The 22,877-nt window shown below is 38.9% G+C and carries 20 protein-coding genes and 1 pseudogene; 11 read left to right on the top strand and 10 right to left on the bottom strand.

Annotated elements, in window-relative coordinates; genetic code table 11:
* The 3 genes from AC07YT_RS20015 to AC07YT_RS20005 form a co-directional block, all read right to left on the bottom strand.
* The coding region (locus tag AC07YT_RS20015) for a hypothetical protein (protein WP_494945492.1) at nt 1-203 on the bottom strand (203 nt) is incomplete at its 3' end.
* A 201-nt stretch (nt 204-404) separates the two neighbouring features.
* The gene (locus AC07YT_RS20010) at nt 405-3,881 is read right to left on the bottom strand and encodes a preprotein translocase subunit SecA (RefSeq protein WP_086548930.1); all 3,477 of its coding nucleotides are present in this window, start codon (nt 3,879-3,881) and stop codon (nt 405-407) included.
* 138 nt (nt 3,882-4,019) lie between these two features.
* Entirely contained in the window at nt 4,020-4,388 is a 369-nt protein-coding gene (locus tag AC07YT_RS20005) for a hypothetical protein (RefSeq protein ID WP_145954299.1), read from the bottom strand.
* Nucleotides 4,389-4,550: 162 nt separating this feature from the next.
* Between AC07YT_RS20005 and AC07YT_RS20000 the strand changes: the two genes are divergently transcribed.
* A complete protein-coding gene (locus AC07YT_RS20000; RefSeq protein WP_145954298.1) occupies nt 4,551-5,249 on the top strand; it encodes a pirin family protein in 699 nt (232 codons plus the stop codon).
* A 136-nt stretch (nt 5,250-5,385) separates the two neighbouring features.
* On the opposite strand, the gene AC07YT_RS19995 is transcribed toward AC07YT_RS20000, so the two are convergent.
* Both AC07YT_RS19995 and rsgA read right to left on the bottom strand, forming a co-directional pair.
* Nucleotides 5,386-6,339: a Smr/MutS family protein gene (locus AC07YT_RS19995; protein ID WP_086548927.1), complete on the bottom strand. Its 954-nt coding sequence runs from the start codon at nt 6,337-6,339 to the stop codon at nt 5,386-5,388.
* A gap of 100 nt (nt 6,340-6,439) precedes the next feature.
* The gene (gene rsgA, locus AC07YT_RS19990; RefSeq protein ID WP_086548926.1) at nt 6,440-7,360 is read right to left on the bottom strand and encodes a ribosome small subunit-dependent GTPase A; all 921 of its coding nucleotides are present in this window, start codon (nt 7,358-7,360) and stop codon (nt 6,440-6,442) included.
* Nucleotides 7,361-7,558: 198 nt separating this feature from the next.
* Here rsgA and fumC point away from each other — a divergent pair, with 198 nt between their 5' ends.
* The 7 genes from fumC (at nt 7,559) to AC07YT_RS19955 (ending at nt 12,575) form a co-directional block, all read left to right on the top strand.
* Nucleotides 7,559-8,956, top strand: a complete 1,398-nt coding sequence (gene fumC / locus AC07YT_RS19985) for a class II fumarate hydratase (protein WP_086548925.1) — start codon at nt 7,559-7,561, stop codon at nt 8,954-8,956.
* 130 nt (nt 8,957-9,086) lie between these two features.
* Complete coding sequence (locus AC07YT_RS19980) at nt 9,087-9,437, top strand: hypothetical protein (protein ID WP_145954297.1); 351 nt, start codon at nt 9,087-9,089, stop codon at nt 9,435-9,437.
* A gap of 7 nt (nt 9,438-9,444) precedes the next feature.
* Nucleotides 9,445-9,960 carry a fumarate hydratase gene (locus tag AC07YT_RS19975; RefSeq protein WP_086548923.1) on the top strand — a complete coding sequence of 172 codons (516 nt, stop codon included), beginning with the start codon at nt 9,445-9,447 and terminating at the stop codon, nt 9,958-9,960.
* 1 nt (nt 9,961) lies between these two features.
* Nucleotides 9,962-10,768 (top strand): S1/P1 nuclease, encoded by an 807-nt coding sequence (locus AC07YT_RS19970; RefSeq protein WP_086548922.1) that lies wholly within the window; start codon nt 9,962-9,964, stop codon nt 10,766-10,768.
* Between the two features lie 121 nt (nt 10,769-10,889).
* A complete protein-coding gene (locus tag AC07YT_RS19965; RefSeq protein ID WP_086548921.1) occupies nt 10,890-11,330 on the top strand; it encodes a hypothetical protein in 441 nt (146 codons plus the stop codon).
* 2 nt (nt 11,331-11,332) lie between these two features.
* On the top strand, nt 11,333-11,767 hold the full coding sequence (locus AC07YT_RS19960) for a low molecular weight protein-tyrosine-phosphatase (protein WP_086548920.1): 435 nt from the start codon (nt 11,333-11,335) through the stop codon (nt 11,765-11,767).
* A 40-nt stretch (nt 11,768-11,807) separates the two neighbouring features.
* Nucleotides 11,808-12,575, top strand: coding sequence for a ThuA domain-containing protein (locus tag AC07YT_RS19955; protein WP_086548919.1), 768 nt, complete (start codon nt 11,808-11,810; stop codon nt 12,573-12,575).
* A 57-nt stretch (nt 12,576-12,632) separates the two neighbouring features.
* On the opposite strand, the gene AC07YT_RS19950 is transcribed toward AC07YT_RS19955, so the two are convergent.
* Nucleotides 12,633-13,040 (bottom strand): hypothetical protein, encoded by a 408-nt coding sequence (locus AC07YT_RS19950; protein WP_086548918.1) that lies wholly within the window; start codon nt 13,038-13,040, stop codon nt 12,633-12,635.
* Between the two features lie 57 nt (nt 13,041-13,097).
* Nucleotides 13,098-13,775 carry a hypothetical protein gene (locus AC07YT_RS19945; RefSeq protein WP_086548917.1) on the bottom strand — a complete coding sequence of 226 codons (678 nt, stop codon included), beginning with the start codon at nt 13,773-13,775 and terminating at the stop codon, nt 13,098-13,100.
* Between the two features lie 165 nt (nt 13,776-13,940).
* On the opposite strand from AC07YT_RS19945, the gene AC07YT_RS19940 reads away from it, so the two are divergent.
* Complete coding sequence (locus tag AC07YT_RS19940; protein ID WP_086548916.1) at nt 13,941-15,392, top strand: alpha-L-fucosidase; 1,452 nt, start codon at nt 13,941-13,943, stop codon at nt 15,390-15,392.
* Here the strand turns inward: AC07YT_RS19940 and AC07YT_RS19935 are convergent.
* From AC07YT_RS19935 to AC07YT_RS19925, 3 genes are all read right to left on the bottom strand, one after another.
* Nucleotides 15,389-16,945 carry a rhomboid family intramembrane serine protease gene (locus AC07YT_RS19935; protein WP_086548915.1) on the bottom strand — a complete coding sequence of 519 codons (1,557 nt, stop codon included), beginning with the start codon at nt 16,943-16,945 and terminating at the stop codon, nt 15,389-15,391. The genes AC07YT_RS19940 and AC07YT_RS19935 overlap by 4 nt on opposite strands.
* A 6-nt stretch (nt 16,946-16,951) precedes the next feature.
* Nucleotides 16,952-17,701, bottom strand: coding sequence for a class I SAM-dependent methyltransferase (locus AC07YT_RS19930; protein ID WP_086548914.1), 750 nt, complete (start codon nt 17,699-17,701; stop codon nt 16,952-16,954).
* A gap of 149 nt (nt 17,702-17,850) precedes the next feature.
* The gene (locus AC07YT_RS19925) at nt 17,851-21,048 is read right to left on the bottom strand and encodes a S41 family peptidase (RefSeq protein WP_086548913.1); all 3,198 of its coding nucleotides are present in this window, start codon (nt 21,046-21,048) and stop codon (nt 17,851-17,853) included.
* A gap of 183 nt (nt 21,049-21,231) precedes the next feature.
* On the opposite strand from AC07YT_RS19925, the gene AC07YT_RS19920 reads away from it, so the two are divergent.
* A complete protein-coding gene (locus AC07YT_RS19920) occupies nt 21,232-22,503 on the top strand; it encodes a glycosyltransferase family 4 protein (protein ID WP_494945491.1) in 1,272 nt (423 codons plus the stop codon).
* A pseudogene (locus AC07YT_RS19915) lies at nt 22,500-22,784 on the top strand (DUF1016 N-terminal domain-containing protein); the annotation flags it as partial. The gene AC07YT_RS19920 and the pseudogene AC07YT_RS19915, both read left to right, overlap by 4 nt.
* Nucleotides 22,785-22,877: the final 93 nt, after the last annotated feature.

Raw genomic sequence — 22,877 nt, 5'->3', positions numbered from 1 at the left:
TCATCATCCAGATCTGCTTGTGTTACAAACAGACCATTATCAATTTGTTCTTGGGATGAAATAATTTCTTGTTGTTGTTCGGGAGACAATTCTAAGTGTTTATCTTTTGCTGAAGTTTCAAGAATAGTAACACCAAAATCTTTTAGCATTTGTTTAACAACTGAGTTGTTTTGATCAGGAATTTTTATTGTTATTGTTTCCATAAATCAAAAATACCGAAAATATATCTTGATATCAAGTCGTTAAGATGTCAACGTAAAAAGCCGGATTCCTCTCGAAATGAAATTGCCTACCAATTTCGAACTGACCGTTACTAATATAGGTGTTAATTTGAGAATTAAAAATTTAGTTATAAAAAAAGCCCCAACGTTTGTTGGGGCTTGGTAAAGCATGATATATTTTGATTATAAATTAGCGCCGTGGCAGTTTTTATATTTTTTACCGCTACCGCATGGGCATGGTTCATTTCTGCCAACTGTTGCTTCCTTACGGATTGGTTGTTGTGGAACAGCCTCGCGTGTATCGCCAAACTCGATACCTGGCTCTTCTCTGCCAAACTCTTGTTTAGTTGTTTGCAACTTCGGTTGTTTTACCGGAGCTGGTGCTTCTCTAACCTGATCTGGTTCTTGCTGAACCGGGATACCACCTTTATATAAGAAACTTACGACCTCTTTATTTACGGCATTAAGCATGTTTTTAAACAAATTGAAAGCTTCCATTTTATAAATTACCAATGGATCTTTTTGTTCGTAAACAGCGTTTTGTACCGATTGTTTCAAATCGTCCATTTCGCGTAAGTGCTCTTTCCAGCTATCATCGATTAAGGCTAAAACAATAGTTTTTTCGAATGAACGAACTACTTCTTTTCCTTTGTTATCGATGGCTTTCTTCAAATCAACCGCAACCTGAATACCACGGATACCATCGGTAAATGGAACCACAATCTGTTCGATGTGCTCGCCACGTTCCTGGTAAACCTGTGTTAAAACCGGTAATGATTGCTGGATAATTGCTTCAGATTTACGTGCATAAAAAGCTTCTGCTTCTTCAAATAACCTTTCAGTTAACTGAGGGATACTGGTTGAAGTAAATTCTTTTTCGGTAATGGCCGTATCTAAAGAGAAATTTTTGATTACTTCGAGTTTGAAACCGTCGAAATTACCTTCCTGTTTATATTCGCTAACGATATCTTCAGCAACATCGAAAACCATATTGTTCATATCCACATCTAAACGTTCGCCAAATAAAGCGTTTTTACGTTTAGCGTAAATTACCGTACGTTGTGAGTTCATTACATCATCGTACTCTAACAAACGTTTACGGATACCAAAGTTATTTTCTTCTACTTTTTTCTGTGCACGTTCGATAGATTTGGTGATCATCGAGTGCTGGATTACTTCACCATCTTCGATACCCATACGCACCATGATACCAGAAATACGCTCTGAACCAAATAAACGCATTAAGTTATCTTCTAATGAAACGAAGAACTGAGATGAACCAGGATCGCCCTGACGACCAGCACGACCACGTAACTGTCTGTCTACGCGACGAGACTCGTGACGCTCAGTACCTACAATCGCTAAACCACCAGCTTCTTTAACACCCGCACCCAATTTAATATCGGTACCACGACCAGCCATGTTGGTTGCAATGGTTACGGTTCCTGCCTGACCAGCTTCGGCAACAATATCGGCCTCTTTCTGGTGCATTTTCGCATTTAATACATTGTGTTTAATTCCACGAAGCTTAAGCATACGGCTTAACAACTCAGAAATCTCTACAGATGTTGTACCCACCAATACCGGGCGACCAGCTTGCGGCTCTAATTGACCGGTTTGAGGATTAACCGCAGGGATTAACGCGCCTTTGGCATCAAGCTTAGGCACAGCCCTACCTGTTGGATCGTATTTAATTACCGGTTTGCCATCTTTTAGTTTAGGATTTCCTTCTTTATCCAGTTCGTATTCTGTTTCGTAATGAGAATACGGGAAAACAAGGAACTGAATTTCTGAAGCAACCGCGTTATATTTTTCACGAACGGTACGGTAAACGTAATCCTGCTCATCTTTTCTGGAAATATTTCTGTTGGTTGGAATTTCAACCACATCTAATTTATAGATCGACCAAAACTCGCCAGCTTCTGTTGTTGCTGTACCCGTCATACCGCAAAGTTTGTGGTACATCCGGAAATAATTTTGCAAGGTTACGGTTGCATACGTTTGGGTAGCATCCTCAACCTTTACATTTTCTTTAGCCTCAATGGCCTGGTGTAAACCGTCAGAGTAACGACGGCCATCCATAATACGGCCAGTTTGCTCATCAACAATTTTAATCTTTCCTTCATCGATGATGTACTCTACATCAATTTCGAACAAAGTATAAGCTTTTAACAACTGGTTAACCGAGTGGATCCGTTCTGCTTTAACAGAATAATCGCGCATTAAAGCATCTTTCTGAACAACCTTTTCTTCCAAAGGCAGATCAGATTTCTCTAAGTCTGCAACTTCAGTACCTACATCAGGTAATACGAAGAAATGCGGATCTTCACCCGATTGTGTGATCAGTTCGATCCCTTTTTCAGTTAATTCAACCTGGTTATTTTTCTCATCGATATAGAAATACAATTCAGAATCTACCTTAGGCATATTCTTAGATTGATCTGCCATGTAGTGGTTTTCGGTTTTCAACAATAAACCTCGAACACCGCTTTCACTTAAAAATTTAATTAAAGCTTTGTTTTTTGGCAAACCACGGTAAGCACGCAATAAGGCTAAACCACCTTCACCTTCTTCGGTTCCGCTGTTACCTGCGTTAATTAATTTTTTCGCTTCGTTTAATGCTTGCGTTACATAAGCTTTTTGTGCATTTACCAAACGTTCGATACGCGGCTTTAATTCATAAAACTCATGTTCATCGCCACGTGGAATCGGACCAGAAATAATTAAAGGTGTACGGGCATCATCAATTAAAACTGAATCGACCTCATCCACCATTGCAAAATGCTGCTTGCGCTGTACCAATTGATCAGGTGTCTGCGACATATTGTCACGCAGGTAATCAAAACCGAACTCATTATTGGTTCCGTAAGTAATATCTGCGGCATAAGCTTTTCTTCTTTCTTCAGAGTTCGGCTCATGTTTATCAATACAATCAACAGTTAAGCCATGAAACTCGAATAATGGACCATTCCACTCACTATCACGACGGGCCAGGTAATCATTCACGGTAACAATATGTACACCTTGTCCGGCCAATGCATTTAAATATGCCGGTAGTGTACTTACCAGGGTTTTACCCTCACCGGTAGCCATCTCGGCAATTTTACCGCTGTGTAATACAATACCACCAATTAACTGTACATCGTAGTGTACCATGTTCCAGGCTACTTCAGTTCCTGCAGCATCCCACTTGTTAGCCCATTGCGCTTTATCGCCAACAATTTTAACATTGTTTTTTCTTGCTGCGTAATCTCTATCAAACTGCGTTGCAGTAACCTCTAAATAATCATTTTCGCTTAAACGACGTGAAGTTTCTTTCACTACAGCAAATGCTTCCGGAAGGATTTCCAAAAGTACTTTTTCTAATTCTGTATCGCGGTCTTTACCTAAAGCATCAACCTGATCATAAATAGCTGTTTTCTGGTGAAGATCTAAATCTTCGCTCTCTGCTTCAGCTTTTAGTGCTGAAATTTTCTCATCAATATCGGTTAAAAAAGCCGAAATCTTGTCTTTAAATTCGGTGGTTTTACCACGTAACTCGTCGTTGCTAAGCGCAGACAGTTTACTGTAGTGTTCGTTAATTTTAACAACCAATGGCTGAATAGCCTTTATATCTCTTTCTGATTTACTTCCGAAAACCTTCGCTAAAAATCCTAACATTATAATATTTTAAATCGTATTTATTATTAAAAAATGGTGTGTTACAACAACCAAGCCATTTGTCTTTCTTAAGTCAGTTTGGCAGTTGCTGGTATCAATGGGGCTTAAAATCTTCTAAAAAGACCTTTCAGAAAAAAATTAGGGGCTGTTATTTTTCGGTTTTTTCCTGATTGTTAAATCAGCTATTACCTGATTTACACTCACATATTTTGTAACTTTTAACTGAGATTGGGTTCCGATTAAAGCTAATGTAGTGTACGATAATAAATAAGGGTTACGGTCTTCATTCAGTTGAACCGAGGCTTTACCACTTGCATTAACGCTGATATTATGCTCATTACAATACTCGTTTAATATCCTTAGCCCTTCAACGCGTTCGGCTTTTGCCAAATGTGTTAAGCTAAAAAATACAAGCGATATGGTAACCAGGTGTTTCATTAATTGCGGCAAAGCTAGTTTTAATCTTTTATAAAAAGAAATTACATCATCGCAAAAAGCGTACCTCAATTTCCCGGATTTTTTCGCTTTTGCTTTTTAACAGGATTCGATCTTAAATTAAATGAATGTAAAAGCTCAGTACGCTCCTAATAATTGTTTTATTTCAAAAAGACGTTCGGATTTCTTAGGGTCTTTTTTAATTTTATGCCCTATGGAGAAAAACGCTGATTAATGATGGACACCTCTGAAAGAATATTTTTAGCCGATGAGCGGGGCTTGACTGAAACTTCGGCACTAAGAAGATACAGCACCTTTAACTTCGAAAAGTATTACCGTGAGCATAAAGAAGCTTTTGGCCCCTTATTTTTATGCAATGATGAATCTATCGTTGGCGGAAAGGTTACTTTTTTTCTTTGTAAAGAAGATTCTCTTCAAATATTTATGCCCATTGCAGGTGGGATTGATATTGTTTCCAATGGAAAAGAATTTGCAGTAAAAACCGGGCAAGTACAGGTGTTGAATATGGGTAAAGGTGAAGTATTGGAGATCAGCAATCCCCATCAAAACGACGTGATTAATTACATGCAGTTTGGGATTAAAACCGATATGTTTTTAATGCGGGCAAGCGAAATGCTTTTCGGTTTCGATTTTGAAAAAAACCAGAACCAGTTGCTCGAAATTATCACGAACCCAAAATTACCTTTTAAATTAAGTGCAGGGATCTTCGCTGGCAGAGAAGAGGTGATTTATAACATGCAAAGCCCAAACCATCAGTTTTATGCTTTTATTATCGACGGTACTTTCGAAATTGAAGGCCGCTTGATGCACGCAAGAGACGGCTTAGCACTCTGGGACATGGAGCAGGTAAAGCTGGCAGCGTTGAGCGATAATGCCATTGTGGTGGTTTTGGAGTTGACCGCAACTTCTTAAAGGAGCTTAGATTTTCCCCGCAGATTTTAAAAGATTACCACTGAGTCCTTCGACAGGCCCAGGATGACAATTCATCTGTGACGGACCGCATGAGAAATGCTCTCTCCATCATCCATCTCATATCTTCCCTCCTATATTACTTAAACACCACTTCCGTAGCCCCGTAACCAAACTTTTCTTTCCGCGCATCCATGTATGTTTTTACATGTGGATTTTTACTGATCAGTTTATGGATTTTATCTCTTAAGGTACCGTTACCTGAACCATGAATAAAAACAATCTTATCGAAATGATGCACAACAGCGGCATCCATCGCCGTTTGAAAATGATTAATCTGTATCTGCAACATTTCATCAGCCTCTAAAAAATGATGATCATCTCTTAGCTTTTCGATGTGCAGATCGATTTCTTTTTGTGGCGCTGCTACCGTTCTTTTCTCTTCAGTTGATTTGAAAAAACTTTCCTTTAGTTTCTGTGGATCGATGCTTACCGGAACCAGATCGTCCAGGCGGATCAGCCAACCTTTGTTTCTCAACTGAGGCAATTCCTTTTGTTCGGTACTAAAATCTTTTGCCCTAAACTTCTTGCGGATCACCAATGGATCGATAGGTTTAACATCGGCTTTGCTAAACACTAAAACCTGAAAATTAAATTCAGGCCAAAGATCAAGATCAGCCAGGGAAGCAGAGTAAACTAAAGCCGAGGCATGCGATTCGATTATGCCATGATAAGCACCTGCATATTTTTCTTTCCGCTCGGTGGTTAAACTTACCAGTAAAACATTTGGCGAGTGGTTTTGCAGGTGGAAATGTACCACATTACCGGCCTTATCATCGGTAGCAACCGCAACATAAATGCCGTTTTCGATTTTGCTAATGCTGGGGATATTTACCTGAATGGGTTTTGGCGCATCCAACTCTTCTACTACTACACCATGACCATGTACAGAAGTTAAATTACTCACCGCAACAGGTATTTCGAAACCATCTTCATCGGTAACGCCCAAAGTTTGGGAGTCGATAATCTTCGTTACATAACCTTCACGTTTTTCATCAACAAAACGCACAAAATCTCCCAGTTTAAACTTCATCTCTTATTTTTTGTAAAGGTTTTTAATCTAATTCTTTCAATTAAGAGGTATCCAGTCACCATCATATCTTCGGACTCCGGACTTCCGACTTCTGACTCAATTAATGTCTTGTATCGTTTCCGTGATAAATGCTCAGGTAACTTTCATACCTCGAAACTGCAATTTCGCCTTCGTTTACTGCAGCTAAAACAGCACAACCAGGTTCGTTAATGTGCCTGCAGTTATTAAAGCGGCAATTGTGTGAGGTTTTAAATATTTCTCTAAAAAAATGCCCTAGCTCTTCCTTTTCGATATCGATTACACCCAGTTCTCTAATTCCGGGCGAATCGACAATAAAACCACCTTGTGGCAGTTCGAACATCTCTGCAAAAGTAGTGGTATGCTGTCCTTTATCGCTCCAGTCTGACACCTCACCTGTTCTCAAATCGCGATCGGGCAATAATGCGTTAATCAAACTCGATTTCCCTACACCCGAGTGACCCGATATGAGGGTAATTTTATCCGTAATCAATTCCTGAATCACCGGAATATTAATGCCTTTTAAAGCCGAAACTTCGTAGCAGGCATAACCAATATTTTCGTAGATATCTTTAAACTCCTGAAGAATCTCCAGACCTTCTTTACTAAACAGATCGAGTTTATTAAATACCAGTACGGCAGGTACGTCGTAAGCTTCGGCAGTAACCAAAAAACGATCGATAAAGCCCAAAGATGTACGAGGCGAGGCTAAAGTAACCAACAGCATAGCCATATCTAAATTAGCAGCCAGTATTTGCGCCTGCTTGCTCAGATTGATCGATTTGCGGATGATATAGTTTTTACGGGGTAGCATTTCGTTGATCAACCCCTGGTTGCTATCGCGTTCCAGATCAAATTTCACCCTGTCGCCAACCGCAATCGGGTTGGTGGTTTTAAGTCCTTTAATCCTGAATTTGCCTACAATCCGGCAATCGTAGCGTTCGCCGTTATCGGCCAAAACACTATACCAGCTTCCTGTAGATTTAATAACTAATCCCTGCATATTTGCGGTAAAGGTATGAATATGATTTCATTGGTAGAAGCGGCCAGCCAGGATAAAAGTTTGAACATTAAGGATGAATAATAAAAAGAATGCGGGCGTTTCTGCCATATATTTTGTTATCCATTAAATATCTTACATAAATCCAACGCTTTAAAAGGCAAAAAACCTAAATTTGCGACAACAAAAATCAAAAATATAATGAGTTTCAGAATAGAACACGATACCATGGGCGAGGTGCAGGTACCAGCCGACAAATACTGGGGTGCACAAACCGAACGCTCACGCAATAACTTCAAAATCGGCCCTGAAGGTTCGATGCCAAAAGAAATTATCCACGCTTTTGGATACCTGAAAAAAGCTGCGGCCCTTGCCAATACCGAACTGGGTGTATTATCGGCAGAAAAAGCCGGTTTAATTGCTAAAGCTTGTGATGAAATTATAGCAGGACAGTTAGATGATCAATTTCCGTTGGTAATCTGGCAAACCGGTTCGGGTACACAAAGCAACATGAACGGTAACGAAGTGATCGCAAACCGTGCCCATGTTATAAATGGTGGTTCATTAGCTGACGATAAAAAAGTACTTCACCCTAATGATGATGTGAATAAATCACAATCATCAAACGATACTTACCCAACTGCAATGCACATTGCGGCCTATAAACTTACGGTAGAAAATACCATTCCGGGTTTAGAAAAATTAAGAAATACTTTAGCCCAAAAAGTGGAAGAATTCAGTACGATTGTTAAAACCGGACGTACACACTTTATGGATGCAACCCCACTTACTTTAGGTCAGGAATTTTCAGGTTATGTACAACAGATTGATAACAGCATCAGGGCAATTAAAAATGCTTTGGTTATGGTTGCCGAACTGGCTTTAGGCGGTACTGCCGTTGGTACAGGCTTAAATACACCAAAAGGATACGATGTTTTAGTGGCTAAAAAAATTGCCGATTTAACAGGATTACCATTTGTTACGGCTCCAAATAAATTTGAGGCTTTAGCTGCACACGATGCAATGGTAGAACTTTCTGGGGCTTTAAAACGTACTGCTGTTGCCCTAATGAAAGTGGCCAACGATGTAAGGATGTTAAGTTCTGGCCCTCGTTGTGGTATTGGCGAAATTGTTATCCCTGACAACGAACCGGGATCTTCTATAATGCCGGGAAAAGTTAACCCTACGCAACCAGAAGCTTTAACCATGGTTTGTGCACAGGTTATTGGTAACGATGTTGCGGTTTCAGTAGGTGGTATGTCGGGTCATTTTGAGCTTAACGTATTTAAACCACTTATTGCGGCTAATGTATTGCAGTCAGCCCGTTTAATTGGCGATGCCTGCGTTTCTTTCACCGATAAATGTGCTGAAGGAATTACAGCGAACTTACCGGAAATTGAGAAACATTTACAAAATTCTTTGATGTTGGTTACGGCTTTAAATCCGCATGTGGGTTACGAAAACGCTGCTAAAATTGCAAAGAAAGCGCATAAAGAAAATAAAACTTTAAAAGCTGCTGCTGTAGAGTTGGGCTTATTAACCAATGAACAGTTTGACGAATGGGTTCGCCCGGAAGACATGGTTGGCAGTTTGAAATAAGTTAGAAAGAGCGTCATTCCCAATTCAATTGGGAATCTTAAAGCGTATTGTATTAAGATTCCCGCCTGCGTGGGAATGACGTTATTTTTAAAAGAATAAGTCTACATCAGTTAATTAAAACATAGGTAAAATGAATTCAATACTCTCTACACTGATCAACTTGATATCTATCATTTCACCAGTTATTATATTCGGAACCTGTTGTTATTTTTTAACAAAAAAAACTACTGTTGAAGCTATTTTAATGGCTATTGGGTCAGGAGTTGGTTTACTTACCACATTATTTTACAGCGTATTGATGCCTTTTTTATTAAATGACCGGCATTTCGCTTACACCGAAGTTGCTAAATACTATAATTTAATAGGTATCATTAGTTTTATAGGCAGTCTTTGTTTTGCAGCTGGCCTTTTAATTCTGGTTTACAATACCGTTAAGAAGAATACTGTAACCCAAAATCAATTTCCTAATAGTATCGATTAACAATACAATGAACAAACTGCATCCGGGTTTAAGGATTTTCTACATTATCCTCTTTACATTATCCATCTTACATGTAGCTTGTAGTCCCAGGCCCAATATACAGGGCAAGGGTGAAGATTTTATGCAAGGCGTTTGGAATGAAGATGCTGTTGCTTTTAGCAATAAACTGAGCAACTACACCCAGCACCATTTCAAATTTTCCTGCGACTCTGTTTACATTGATATGGTTACCCATAGCAAAGTAAATTTTTACGAAGATTCCTGCTACAACAACGGCATTTGGAAAGAATATGCCAAAGGTGTTTATGTAGTAAAAGGCGATACCCTATTTGTTGGTGCTACTTTTACACATGCCAACTATAAACAAAAAATATCGGGATGTTATCGTATTGGCCGGTACGATAAGAACTTCCTGATCAAAAAGAAATCTGCAGATACATTATGGTTAGAGAGCTTCAGCGATCAGCGCGAAATTAAACTAACACTTAAAGAAAAAGTTACCTGCGTACAAAAAGAATTATAAAATGATTTTAACATCAATTAAAAAGAAATTAGCCACTGCGCTGGCTGTTGGTTTTTTAGCATATTTACCCATTCAGGCAGATGCATGGGGTACCATTGGCCATCGTATAGTTGGCGAAATTGCCGATAGCTATTTAAAGGCCAAAACACGCAAGGCTATTCAAAGTATTTTAGGTTACGAAACTTTGGCCATGTCGGCCAATTGGGGTGATTTTATTAAATCGGATTCTACTTATAACTATATGTACAACTGGCATTTTGTTAATCTTCCGGCAGGATTAGACAAAAATGGTGTATATCATTTTCTGGACACTGAAAAAACGCCAAATCTTTACAATAAAATCCCTGATTTAATTGCCATTTTAAAGAAAACAAGCAGTACTGCAGCCGAAAAAAAATTAGCCCTGCGCATGCTGGTGCACCTGGCGGGCGATTTATGTCAGCCGATGCATGTTGCCCGTAAAGATGATTTGGGCGGTAACCGCATTTCGGTTTTATGGTTTAATGAAAAATCGAATATCCACAGGGTTTGGGATGAGCAACTGATCGAGTATCAGCAGTTAAGTTATACCGAATATGCAAAAGCAATCAACCATCCTTCGGCCATTCAGCTATATAATTGGCAAAATACAAGTCTTAGAGACTGCATCTACGAATCGTATGGCATCTGCAACAAAATTTACGACACTACCAAACCAGATGCTAAATTAAGTTACCGTTACAATTTCGACTGGGTTGATACCCTTAACGATCAATTATTAAAAGGTGGTGTGCGCCTGGCGAAAATGTTAAACGACATTTACGGTTAACATTTCAATTAATATATTTAATGCCTCAATGCTAACAAGCTTGAGGCATTTTTTTTGCCACTGTAGCATATTAACTTGTAGGTGCGTTTATGAGGTATAAACTAAAAACCACTATAAACCGATGAAAAAATTATTACTGATTTTAACTGTCTGTTTGGCATTTGCCTGTAAAAAGAAAGACAATGAAGCAAACATGGAGATTACAAAGTACACTTGGCCGCTACAATCGGCAATTGTTAGCCCAGCATTACAGGTAAATGGAAAAGCTGAAACTAATTTCATGACAATGACCGCTTCTTCAGCATGTTTAAACAACAACTACACCTTAAATTTTTCGAATAACGGTTCATTTGCAATTACATCAACAGGCCCTTTATGCGATATGATTTCTTTCAAGGATGCAAAATGGACTAAAGAAGGCAATGAGATCAAAATAGACAATGGCAATGGTCATATCAGTATCTATATCTTAAACGGGAAAAATATCACAAATAAATACGTTTTTGATCAAAACAATATAACTTATACAGTAACTTACGTGTTTACTGCAAAATCTAAATAATATTGAAAATTTTAATGGTTTGCCTAGGCAATATTTGCCGTTCGCCGTTGGCTGAAGGCGTGATGCGCCACCTGGCAGATGAGCAGCACCTAAACTGGGAAATTGCTTCGGCAGGAACGGGTAACTGGCATATTGGCAAAGCTCCCGATCACAGAAGTATTGCTGCAGCGAAAGCCCTGGGTTATGATATCAGCAAACAGCGGGCACAGCAATTTAACCACGCGATGTTTGCCAAATATGATCTGATTTTAGTTATGGACCGGAATAATTTAGCTGATGTTATAAACTTGGCTAAAAGTGAGGAGGAAAGAAAAAAGGTTAAACTTTTCCTTGATAACGACGAAGTTACAGACCCATACTGGGATAATAACCTGTTTAGCCCTGTTTGCAAGCAGGTTGAAGAAAGATGTAGGGAAATTATCAAACAACTTTCTTAAATTTAAGGCCTATTATCCACCACTAACCAAGTCAACAAAAATGAAAAAGTACCTGTCTCTATGTTTATTAATCGCAACTGTTTTTTTATTCCAGAGCTATACCACTGTTAAAAAATCGGCAAAAGTTTTAGTGTTCTCCAAAACCAAAGGCTTTAGGCACAACTCTATTGAAACCGGAAAAGATGTGATCCAAAAATTGGGTACTGAGCATCATTTTGAAGTGGATACCACCGAAAATGCCGATCTGTTTACAGAGGATAACCTTAAAAAATATGCTGTTGTTATTTTTCTCAATACAACAGGCGATGTTTTAGACAATAAACAACAAGTAGCTTTCGAAAGATATATCCAGGCAGGTGGAGGTTATGTAGGCATCCACGCCGCAACCGATACGGAATACGACTGGCCTTGGTATGGCAAATTGGCCGGTGCTTATTTTACAAGCCATCCAGCTGTTCAGGAAGCTAAATTTATTATTAAAGATAAAAAACACCCATCAACTAAATTCTTAACCGATTCGATATGGATGAGAAAGGATGAGTTGTATAACTTCAAGGACATTAACCCAGATATTAAAGTGCTGATTACCTTAGACGAGAAATCGTATACTGGTGGTAAAAACGGAGATTTCCATCCTTTTAGCTGGTACCATAACTTTGATGGTGGAAGAGCCTTTTACACCTGCATGGGCCATACTAAAGAAGGCTGGGCTGATGACAAATTTCAGCACCATTTATGGGGCGGTATCGAATATGCTATTGGTAACCAAAAGAAATTAGATTATAGTAAAGCACATTCAAAATTATAAGATCAGGGTTGAGCTTGCTGCAATAATTAACCAGCAAGCTCAGCCGATCAGTAATACCTAAAAGAACAACTGAGAAAGCACATTGCTTGCGCTTGGTGCAGCAGGTTTTAAGGAAGTAAACTTTGCCAGTTGTGCAACCGTTAAAGCTGTTCCCAGTTTCGATTTCAATCCAGAAAACAATTTACCAAATTTGCTTTGATAAGCTGCAGGATCTGTTTTTTGAGTAGCCATAATGGTAGCTTTCTGCACCAGAAAGTCTTTTATAATTGTGGTTACTGTTGGTTTTTGAGCCGGTGTTAAACTTAAGGCTGGAGTTAGTTTACCAATAATGCCCGAGGTTAAACTTGCCGCATCAAAACCTGTGCTTGCTGCCGCAGCAGATCCAACTTTACTTAAAAGACTTTGTGCATTGGACGCAAAGTTTAAGCCCAATACCAGGGCACATAAAATCAATATTTTTTTCATTTCAATAGTATATATTGAACTAAGATAAATAATTTACACCTTTCAGGAATGAATATTTTATGAAGATCTAGCTTTTTTCAGGTTAACCAAATAAATATATTTCAGCATACAGAAAGAAGCCACAGCACCAAAGGTATGCCATAAAAAGTGCGTACCAATTGTAAACACATCCCACTTATCGGCAATACGAAAAGTGAGCGCGAAAATGAAAGCAATCAGGGCAAAACCCACCCACTTGCCATTTTTCCACTCTGTTTTGATCAAATAGCCAAATACAGGAAATAAAACGAGTGCGGCCATAAAAGCATAATTGATATTGATGAAGATCTGAAAATCACCGTTGCTAAAAAGGCGCCTCACATAAAACTGAAAAAAAGCATATACCGCTACAATTAAAACAGCAAAATACCATTTCGTTAATTTGGAAAGAAAGTAAACCCCTGCCGAAAGGCACAAAAGCATAATCGGCATCCAATCCATCATGATAAAGATCGGCCACCGCCTTAGCCCATGATAGGTGGTTCCGCCTATTCCTCCGATATAAAGTAAAATTAATGCAATGGTTAGAAAGCTATGCTGTTTAAAATTTCCCCAGATTTTTATCGTCCAGTACACGGCAATAGCCAGGAAAAAACAGCTTGTTATGGTATTAAAGGGCTCTGGAAAAAGCTGACTGAGATTGGTTTCTGTATATATTGTACCTCCATCGGGAGGATGCTGGATCAAGGTGCTCATGCTTAACTAACGTAAAACTGAAATTAAATGTTTGGTGAATGCGTGTAACGATCAAGATGTAAAAATAATTTTGCATTTACATTTTCAAGCGGTTAAATATTGATTAACATTTACCTTACCAAGGCTAATTATTTGTACTTTAGTTTTACATAAGCCATAATGATAATGAAACCTTTATTGATTCTTTTTCTACTGCTCTCTACAACTGTATATGCACAAACGCCACCTAAACCTTATGGTGCATTGCCATCAACCAGGCAGCTGGCCTGGCATGATATCGAAGTTTATGGTTTAATCCATTTTACACCAACTACTTTCGAAAATAAAGAGTGGGGCTTTGGTGATGCTGATCCCAAAATATTTAATCCCACCGATTTTAATGCCGAACAGATTATAAAGGCAGCCAAAGCGGGCGGTCTGAAAGGTATTATTCTGGTAGCAAAACACCATGATGGTTTTGCCTTATGGCCAACTAAAACAACCGATTATAACATCAGCAAAAGTCCGTTTAGAGCAGGAAAAGGAAATTTAGTTAAAGAGATAGAACAGGCTGTACGTAAAAACGGTTTAAAATTTGGTGTGTATTGCTCTCCATGGGACAGGAACAATCCGCTTTATGGAACAGACAAATATCTGGCTATTTATCAGGCACAGCTAAAAGAGCTTTACAGCAATTTCGGTGAACTTTTTATGAGCTGGCATGATGGCGCTAATGGCGGTGATGGTTATTATGGTGGGGCAAAAGAAAAACGTTCGATAGATAACACCACTTATTACGACTGGAACAATACCTGGGCAATTACACGCAAAATGCAGCCAATGGCCAATATTTTTAGTGATATTGGTTTAGATATCCGCTGGGTAGGCAATGAAGATGGACATGCTGCACCAACCTCCTGGGCAACCTTTACCCCAATGGCCCCCGATGGAAAAAGCGTAGCAGTGCCTGGTCAGGCGAATTACCCGCAAAGCCCTGAAGGGATTAGAAATGGCAAATTCTGGATGCCGGCCGAATGCGATGTTCCTTTAAGAAAAGGATGGTTCTATCATGCCAACGAAAAGCCTAAAAGCCCTGAAACTTTATTCGATCTGTATTTAAAAAGTGTTGGCCGCGGTGCAGGCCTGGATCTTGGTTTGGCACCCGATACCCGTGGTCAACTGCACGACGATGATGTTGCAGCACTGAAAACTTTTGGCAATATGGTTAAACATACTTTCGAGAATAACCTGGCCAAAAGCGCAACGATTAAAGCGAGCAATAGCCGGGGCAAAAAGTATGATGTCGCCACCCTGCTTGATGGCAAGAGGGAGAGTTACTGGGCAACACAAGACAACATCCATCAGGCAAGTTTAGAAGTGGATTTAAAAGCTGCGAGAACCTTTGATATCATTAGCCTGCAGGAGTACATTCCTTTGGGTCAGCGAATTGAGGGCTACACCATTGAGGTATTTGAAAACAATGCCTGGAAAAAAGTTTACGATGGCACCAGCATTGGCGCGAAACGTTTAATTAAACTGGATACCCCTGTTACATGCAATAAAGTAAAAATAAACATTACCAAATCTCCGGTTTGTATTACGCTGAGCGAAATTGGGATATATAAAACCGCAAACTAATTTTGATTTGCCCTGCTCAGACTATCGCTAAGTTTGAAAGTAAGTTCAACAACATTCGATATTTCTTTGGATGTTTGCTTACTGTACTTCGATATGCTATCGGCTTGAATATCCCTTAACATCAGCGCAGCTGCAAGCGCCATTTTTTGTGCAATTTCTGCTTTCTTCGATCGATCGTAGGCCTCTAAATCTTTAAGTTTAAGCGGCTTCATCTGTTTGATAATTTGCAGGTTATTCTGGCTGGGGATAATACCATAATCGTTAACCTCTTTAAGTTTTTCCTCTTTTGATAATGATGCTTTCAAATATAAAAGTTGGTTGAATGAAATTAGGTTATCGCTAAAACTATCCCTTAACTTCTTGTATTGTTGCGTTTGATAATTCGGTGTAAAAAAGGCTATTCCGAACGAAAATGCAATAAACAACGCAAAAACGCCAGCATAACGCAATTGCGTATTCGGCGATGGTTCACTTTTAAATTTAAAACTAAAAAGATAGCAGATGATAAAACCAGCTATCATACCGGCAATATGTGTTGCATTATCAGTTGATTTAGATAATGATCCGTTTAAAATAATTATGGCAGTCACAAAAACGGTGCTGATCAATAATGCCCGGCTTGCATTTTTTTCAAAATAGTTATTGAGCAAAAGCGCTATAAGCGCCCCCATTACGCCCATCACCGAACCCGATGCACCAAAAATATAACCCGATTCGTGAAAAAGTAAACTGATCAATCCGCCACAAATACCACTTAAAAAATAAATAGTTAAGAATTTTTTCCAACCTAACTTATTCTCGGCCATTAACCCCAAATAGATTAATGCATACATGTTAAAAAACAAGTGAGAAAACGATCCATGGATAAATAAGCTTGAAATTAATCTCCAATATTGTCCATCAAGTACCAGAAATTTATTACTTACACCAAAGTAGACTGATAAAGTCTGTATTTTCTCCACAAAACTTTCTTTAGAGCCCGTTTGGTAAGCTTGTGTTAGCAGGTATTGCCTGTAAACAAAAGTTACAAGACTGATTAGAACCCAATAAAGAATATTCAGGGCGACTAGGATTGGGGTAACGATATAGCCTTTCTGAGGCAAAAACAGGAAGAAAACATTTTTGATCTTATTTTTAATGGCTAACGGTGCCTTTTCAAAATAAGTATCATCCGAAGTGGCAACCCATTCATGAAATTTGGCCCTAATTTCATCCCATGAATCTTTTAGGTGATACTCTACATATTCAAATTCGTGAAAGAACTTTTCGAGGTTAGCTTCATTCTTGCCATAATCATTTAAAAGCATTTGAATACCTACACATTCGCTTTTCACTACGGCAAAATTACGGATAATGCGGATCGAGATCTCCTCACTGTAAGATTGAAATGATAATGGTGTATAGGCAATAATTCCGGTTTCTGATAAGTGACTTAACTTCCATCCCAGGTTTTCAATGGCCTGCCTGGCAATAATTAAATATTTATCTGCCGGAAAATCGACCAAAGGAATGTATTTTTCAATTTTAGGCGAGTAACCCCAACTGATTGACATAGCGCGTTATATTTTTTTCGCTACTAAGATAATATAAGGTGATAGATTTTTGCTTTCGAATGGGATAATCTTTGTAAATACTTTTCCGGTTAACCAAACGGCCTTCTTAAACAGGCGAACACCCGCCGATTTCTGACTTTCATTTTCCAACCACACACTAAAACGGCCAAAATAGCCCGATTTTACTTCTTTAAGTCCGGTCTGCTCGCAGATGGATTTCAATAGAGCAGGATCCATGCTATCGATATTGTGTTTATCATAATTTTCCCTGTCGAAATTCTTTTGAAACCAGCCGTTAACCGCCTTAAAATTTGGCAACGTGATAAACAAAGTACCTCCTGGTTTTACGAAAGCAATATGACGGTTAATAATATCGGCAGTATCGTTAAAATGTTCGATTAAACCGCAGCTTAGTACCAGATCGTACTGCTTTTCGGGCGTGTAATTAAAAAGATCAGTTTCTATGATGTGGATATCCTTTTCGGTTAAGCTGTTCATTTCTAAAAGCTCATTTACAACCGGTGGATGCACAAAATAATCTAAAAGGGTAACATCAAGTTTGAAATATTTTTTTAGGAACACGGCATAATAACCAGGGAAACCGCCCAATTCGATGGCCGTTTTAACATTATTTTGCTGAATAACATCTGCCAGTTGCTGATGAAATAAATAGTTTGAAGGTAACTGAACCGCTAGTCCTTTTTTACTTTCCCAATAATTTACCCAAAAAGCCCTGTTGGTTAATAAATTTGCCATGTTTTAAATAATTCCAAGCCCAAAGAAACGGAAAATTTGGTTAATTGTTTAAAGTGGTTAACTGTTTAAACTGCGAAATCACTCAAAAGCAATACATATTCAACTAACCGATTTATACAGTTAACCAATTAACCATCTTTCCTGTTACCTTATTTCAAATCCTTCAGGATCTCTGCTACGGCTTTTTCAAGTTGAGGATCTTTATCTGCCAGGCGGTCTTCAAAAGTATTTTTAACGAAGATATCTGGCTTAACACCTTCTTTTTCGATGTTTTTGCCATCCATGGTATAACAACCCCAGGATGGTAAACGGTAAGAAGAACCATCAACCAAACCTTTTGCCGAAGTAAAAATAATCCAGCGGTATGTTTCGGTACCGATAATCTTACCCAGTTTTAATTGCTTAAAACCTGCAGCCGTCATTTCAGCATCACTTAAAGATTGTTCATTAATCAACAATACAATCGGCTTCGCTGCCGGACCAAAATTACTTTGTGGAGCCATTTTACCACCTCGGTATTTCCATTGCAGATAAGGGCGCTGAGAAAGGAATTTTAGCACGTCATCATGTACATTTCCTCCGGTATTATAACGCAGATCGAGGATAATGGCTTCCTTATTTTCTTCTTGCGCAACCATATCCAGCAAGAAAGTTTCCAGTTCACCACCACCCATGTTTTTCATATAAGAATAAGCAATCCGGTTGTTGCTCCATTTATCAACATTTTTATGATTTTGAGTGATCCATTCATCGTAAAGGTTTCCACGCAAAGTACCTGAGCTTTCCGGATGTACGTTTACGAAAACATCTTTCCCATTACGTTTAAAGGTCAGCGTCATTTCTCTATCCAACGATGGTTTACTAAAATAATAATCGCGGTCTATTTTTTCATCTACTTTAACACCGTTTACTTCTGTTAAAATATCTCCTGCCAAAATATTAGTCCCGGTACGGGCAGCGTTACTTTTAGCGGCAATACGTTCAACTTTTAAAGGGTTTTCATTATCGAAGATAATCCCTGTTTCGTTGGTGATGTAAGTAAGGTTTTTGCGTTCCTCTGCCCCTGCACTGTTAAAGCCCATGTGCGAAGAATTCAGTTCGCCCAACATATCGTTCAATAAAATCCTCAGGTCACTACGGTTGTTCACATAAGGTAAATAAGCGGCGTAACGTGTCCTCATTTTATCCCAATCTACACCATGAAATTTTTCATCATAGAAATTTTCATCCAAACCTACCCAGGTTTCGTAAAACATCTGATTAAATTCTGCATTGAGGTTTCTGGTAAATTTATAACCATGATCTACCCGATCAAGCTTGTTGCTTTCTAAGCTGTATTTGTTAATTACCCCTCTTGATAAAACGAAAAATTTATCTCCTGCCGAGATAATGGAGTAATCACCTCCATCGGCAACTTTTTCTGTTTTATTGGCTTCAAAAGGCTCAATGGTCGTGCGATAAAGCCCGGGTGCACCACCTTCGTGGTTGGAGGCATAAAAAACATAAGTTTTATCGCCTTTGGCAAAAGCATCTGTTCCGAATTGACCTCCAAATGCAGGGCCAACCAGCTCTATGCGATCTAAAATATCCTGTGTATTAATGGTAATTACATTTGCTGGTTTAGGCGTAGGTTTTACTTCAGTTTTCTTTTTGGTTGTATCTGTTTTTGCTTTTTTATCGTTTTTCTTCTCAGGTACTGCAGGTTTAACTTCTGTTGGCGTGGGTTTGGTTTCTTTAAACAGATCGTCGAACTTATCAGAGCGGTAAGGCTCATCGTAATTGTTCAATGCCATGCGGTAAATGTGCGCATTGGCCATTCCGGTTGGATAAGAGGGCTTGGTACGGGCACTGGTAAAGAAAATATACTTGCCATCTGGCGACCATGCCGGACCAGTTTCAGTAACACCTGTATTGGTTAAGTTAATGGTTTTATTGCCTTTAATGTTGTGCACCATAATATCCTGCTCGAAATTTCGGTAAACGGTAAAAAGCACATATTCGTCATTTGGCGAAAAACTTGGTGCAGCATTTTGTAAAGCCCAAAATTCGTCGGTTACCAATGTCTTTGCGTCGAAAGTTTTAAGATCCATTAGCTTGAGCTCGTTTCTTCCACTCAGGTATACTGCCATGGTTTTGGTTTTATTTAAGGTGATATCGCGCACGTTTGCCTTGTCTTTGGTAAGCTGTTTTACCGACCCTTTACCATCGCCGGTAATGGTAAACCAGTTTTGATAACCGTTAGCAGTTTGGCTGAACAGAATCGTTTTATTATCGGCCAGCCATTTACATTCTAAGGCACGTTCGCCACTGTTGGTAATCTTGCGTACAAATTTCCCCTCTGCATCACTTACAAACACCTCTCCACGCGAAATAAAAGCCATCTTTTTGCCATCAGTAGAAACATCAAATGCTGAAATGTTGCCACGGACATCATATTCCTGCTCTTTACTCAATACCTGATTACGTGAGGTATTGATGTTGATTTTCTCTGTTTTCTTTGAAGCTACATCGTAAGTATATAACTGATAATCCTTTTCAAACACCACTGTGGTTCCATTGGCCGAAACAAAAGGCCGCTTAATGGAAGTATCGAAATTGGTCAGGCTTGTTTTCTTTCCACCAATAAAAGTGTATAGATTGTATTCTTCATTGCCTTCATCTGATACAAAAAAGATATTCCCTTTTTGATCAACACTAGTCCAGAAATCTTTTCCGATGTAATCGGTATAACGTTTATAACTTTTCGATTTCGGGTTGTACGATTGGATATCGGGATTATAGGCACCTTTGTAATGCTTGCGGTTAGCAAAGCGGTAACTCTCCCAGGTATCGCTGAAAAAGAGTTCACCCGTTGGCGATTCGGCAATGTGATGCGTCGTATTGAAGTAATTATCGAATAAACGGACGGCCGTACCACCGTTTACACTTACTTTATAGCTTGAAAAAGAGTTATATCGTCCGGAGGTGAAATAAATTGTTTTTGAATCCCAGCCCCAATTGTCTACTTCATCGGCAGCATCGTTAAAAGTTAATTGTTTAATATCGCCACCTGCCAAAGGCATAATATATACATCATAATTGCCAAACTGATTGGATGAAAAGGCCATCCACTTTCCGTCAGGAGATATTTTAGGGTTAATTTCTTCTCCCTGCATGGCAGTAATCCTCGAAGCTACACCTCCTTTTACCGGTACTTTCCAGATATCACCATCATAGCTGAATACTATTGTTTGTGCATCGGGCGTTAAAGCAGGGTATGCCGCAAAGTAGGTTTGGCTGTAGGCTAAGGAATGAATGGGCAACAAAAATGCGAATGTTGCAAGCGATTTCAACAGGGATTTGATCATGATTTATTTTGTTTGGCTTTGGATGCGTTAACCTAGCTTGTTTAAAATAACCATCAAACTTAGGGACAGTTATTTTAGACATTAAAGGATACATCCTACAATAAAAAAGCGATAAAAAATATTAAGATGAAATTACGCAACAGATTTTATATTCGTAAACAATAAAATGTATTTTTGATTGATTTGAAAGTAGTACACCTAAATACCTACGATGGAAATGGCGGAGCAGGACGTGCCTGTTTGCGCTTAAGTGATGCCTTAAAGACTAGTGGAATCGATTCAAAAGTATTGGTTTACTATAAATTTGGTCAAAATCCGAAAATAGATACCTTTAGCAAATCGCCTTTTCAAAAAGCCAGGGCCGTTTATAACATCCTATCTGAAAGATATTTTGCCAAATGGCTCAGCAAATCGATAAAAACCCCTTTCAGTTTGCAGTGGTTTGGCCGTTCGGTAATTAACCATCCAGATGTTAAAAATGCTGATGTTATCCATTTACATTGGGTAAACCACGGCTTTTTAAATCCTAAGTTTTTAGCACAGCTCGACGAACTGGAAAAGCCAATTGTGTGGACTTTTCACGATAGCAACGCTTTTACAGGAGGCTGTCATGTGCGTTATGGATGCGAAAACTTTCATCAACAATGCGGTAATTGTCCGATTTTGAAAATCAGTGGTAAAAATGATATTTCGCACAAAACCTGGTTGCGAAAACAGAAAGCTTACGGTGAATTAAATTTCCATATCGTGGCGCCGAGCAAGTGGATGGCAGCTTCGGTAAAGTTCAGCAGTTTATTGGGTACCAGAAAAGCTACAGTAATCCCCAATACCATAGAAACGAAAATTTTCAAGCCTTACGTTAAATCAGAGGCTAAAAAAATCCTGAAGATCAATCCAGATAAATTTGTGTTGATGAGTGGATTTATGCCTTCGAAAAACGACAAACATAAAGGAACCCCCTATTTAATCGAAGCGTTAGAAATTTTATCGCGCAGGGCTGGCATACAAAAAGAAAATATCGAACTCGTTATTTTCGGAAATAAGGAAAATGCAGAAATGCCTGAGTTCCCCTTCAAAACCACTTTTTTAGGCACGATAAACAAAGATGATCATTTAGCGAAATGTTATTCGGCAGCAGATGCATTTATTACACCCTCGTTAGAAGATAACCTGCCCAATACCGTGATGGAAAGTTTATCCTGCGCTACCCCTGTTGTTGCTTTTACCACGGGTGGGATTCCGGATATGGTTAAACATATGCAAAATGGCTATCTGGCCGAATACCAGAATGCTGAAGATCTGGCAAACGGTATTGAGTGGCTTTACCATCGCCCAAATAAAGAAGAAATCCAAAAAGCAGCCAGATTAAGTATTTTAACAGATTTCTCAGAAGAAGTAATTGCTGCAGAGCATATCCATCTATACGAAACGTTGATTGATTTACAGCCGAAATAAAACTTACCATAGAACCAGGCAAAAGTTATCTCGACAATATTAAGACCCTGAAGTCGGCCATTTTACAAAGCCGCTATCGTGCTGCAACTTTAGTAAACAAAGAACTTTTAACGCTATATTTTGCCGTTGGGAAGTTTATTTCAGTTAAAATTAAAGAAGAAAAATGGGGTGCTAAAGTTATCGAGAACCTTTCCGCTGATTTGCAGACCGAATTACCTGGCTTAAGAGGATTTTCAGCAACAGGGATTAAAAGAATGCGATTGTTTTTTGAACTCTGGGAAGAATATTTCATAATCAAGCCATCAGAAATAGGCCAATCATCAATCATTGAAATCGAGCAGCTTGAATTTAGACCAACACTGTTGGACCAAATT

This window comes from Pedobacter sp. GW460-11-11-14-TSB4, from assembly GCF_059423705.1.
The sequence above is the reverse complement of the archived record's forward strand: the minus strand, read 5'-3'. Positions and strand labels throughout refer to the sequence as shown.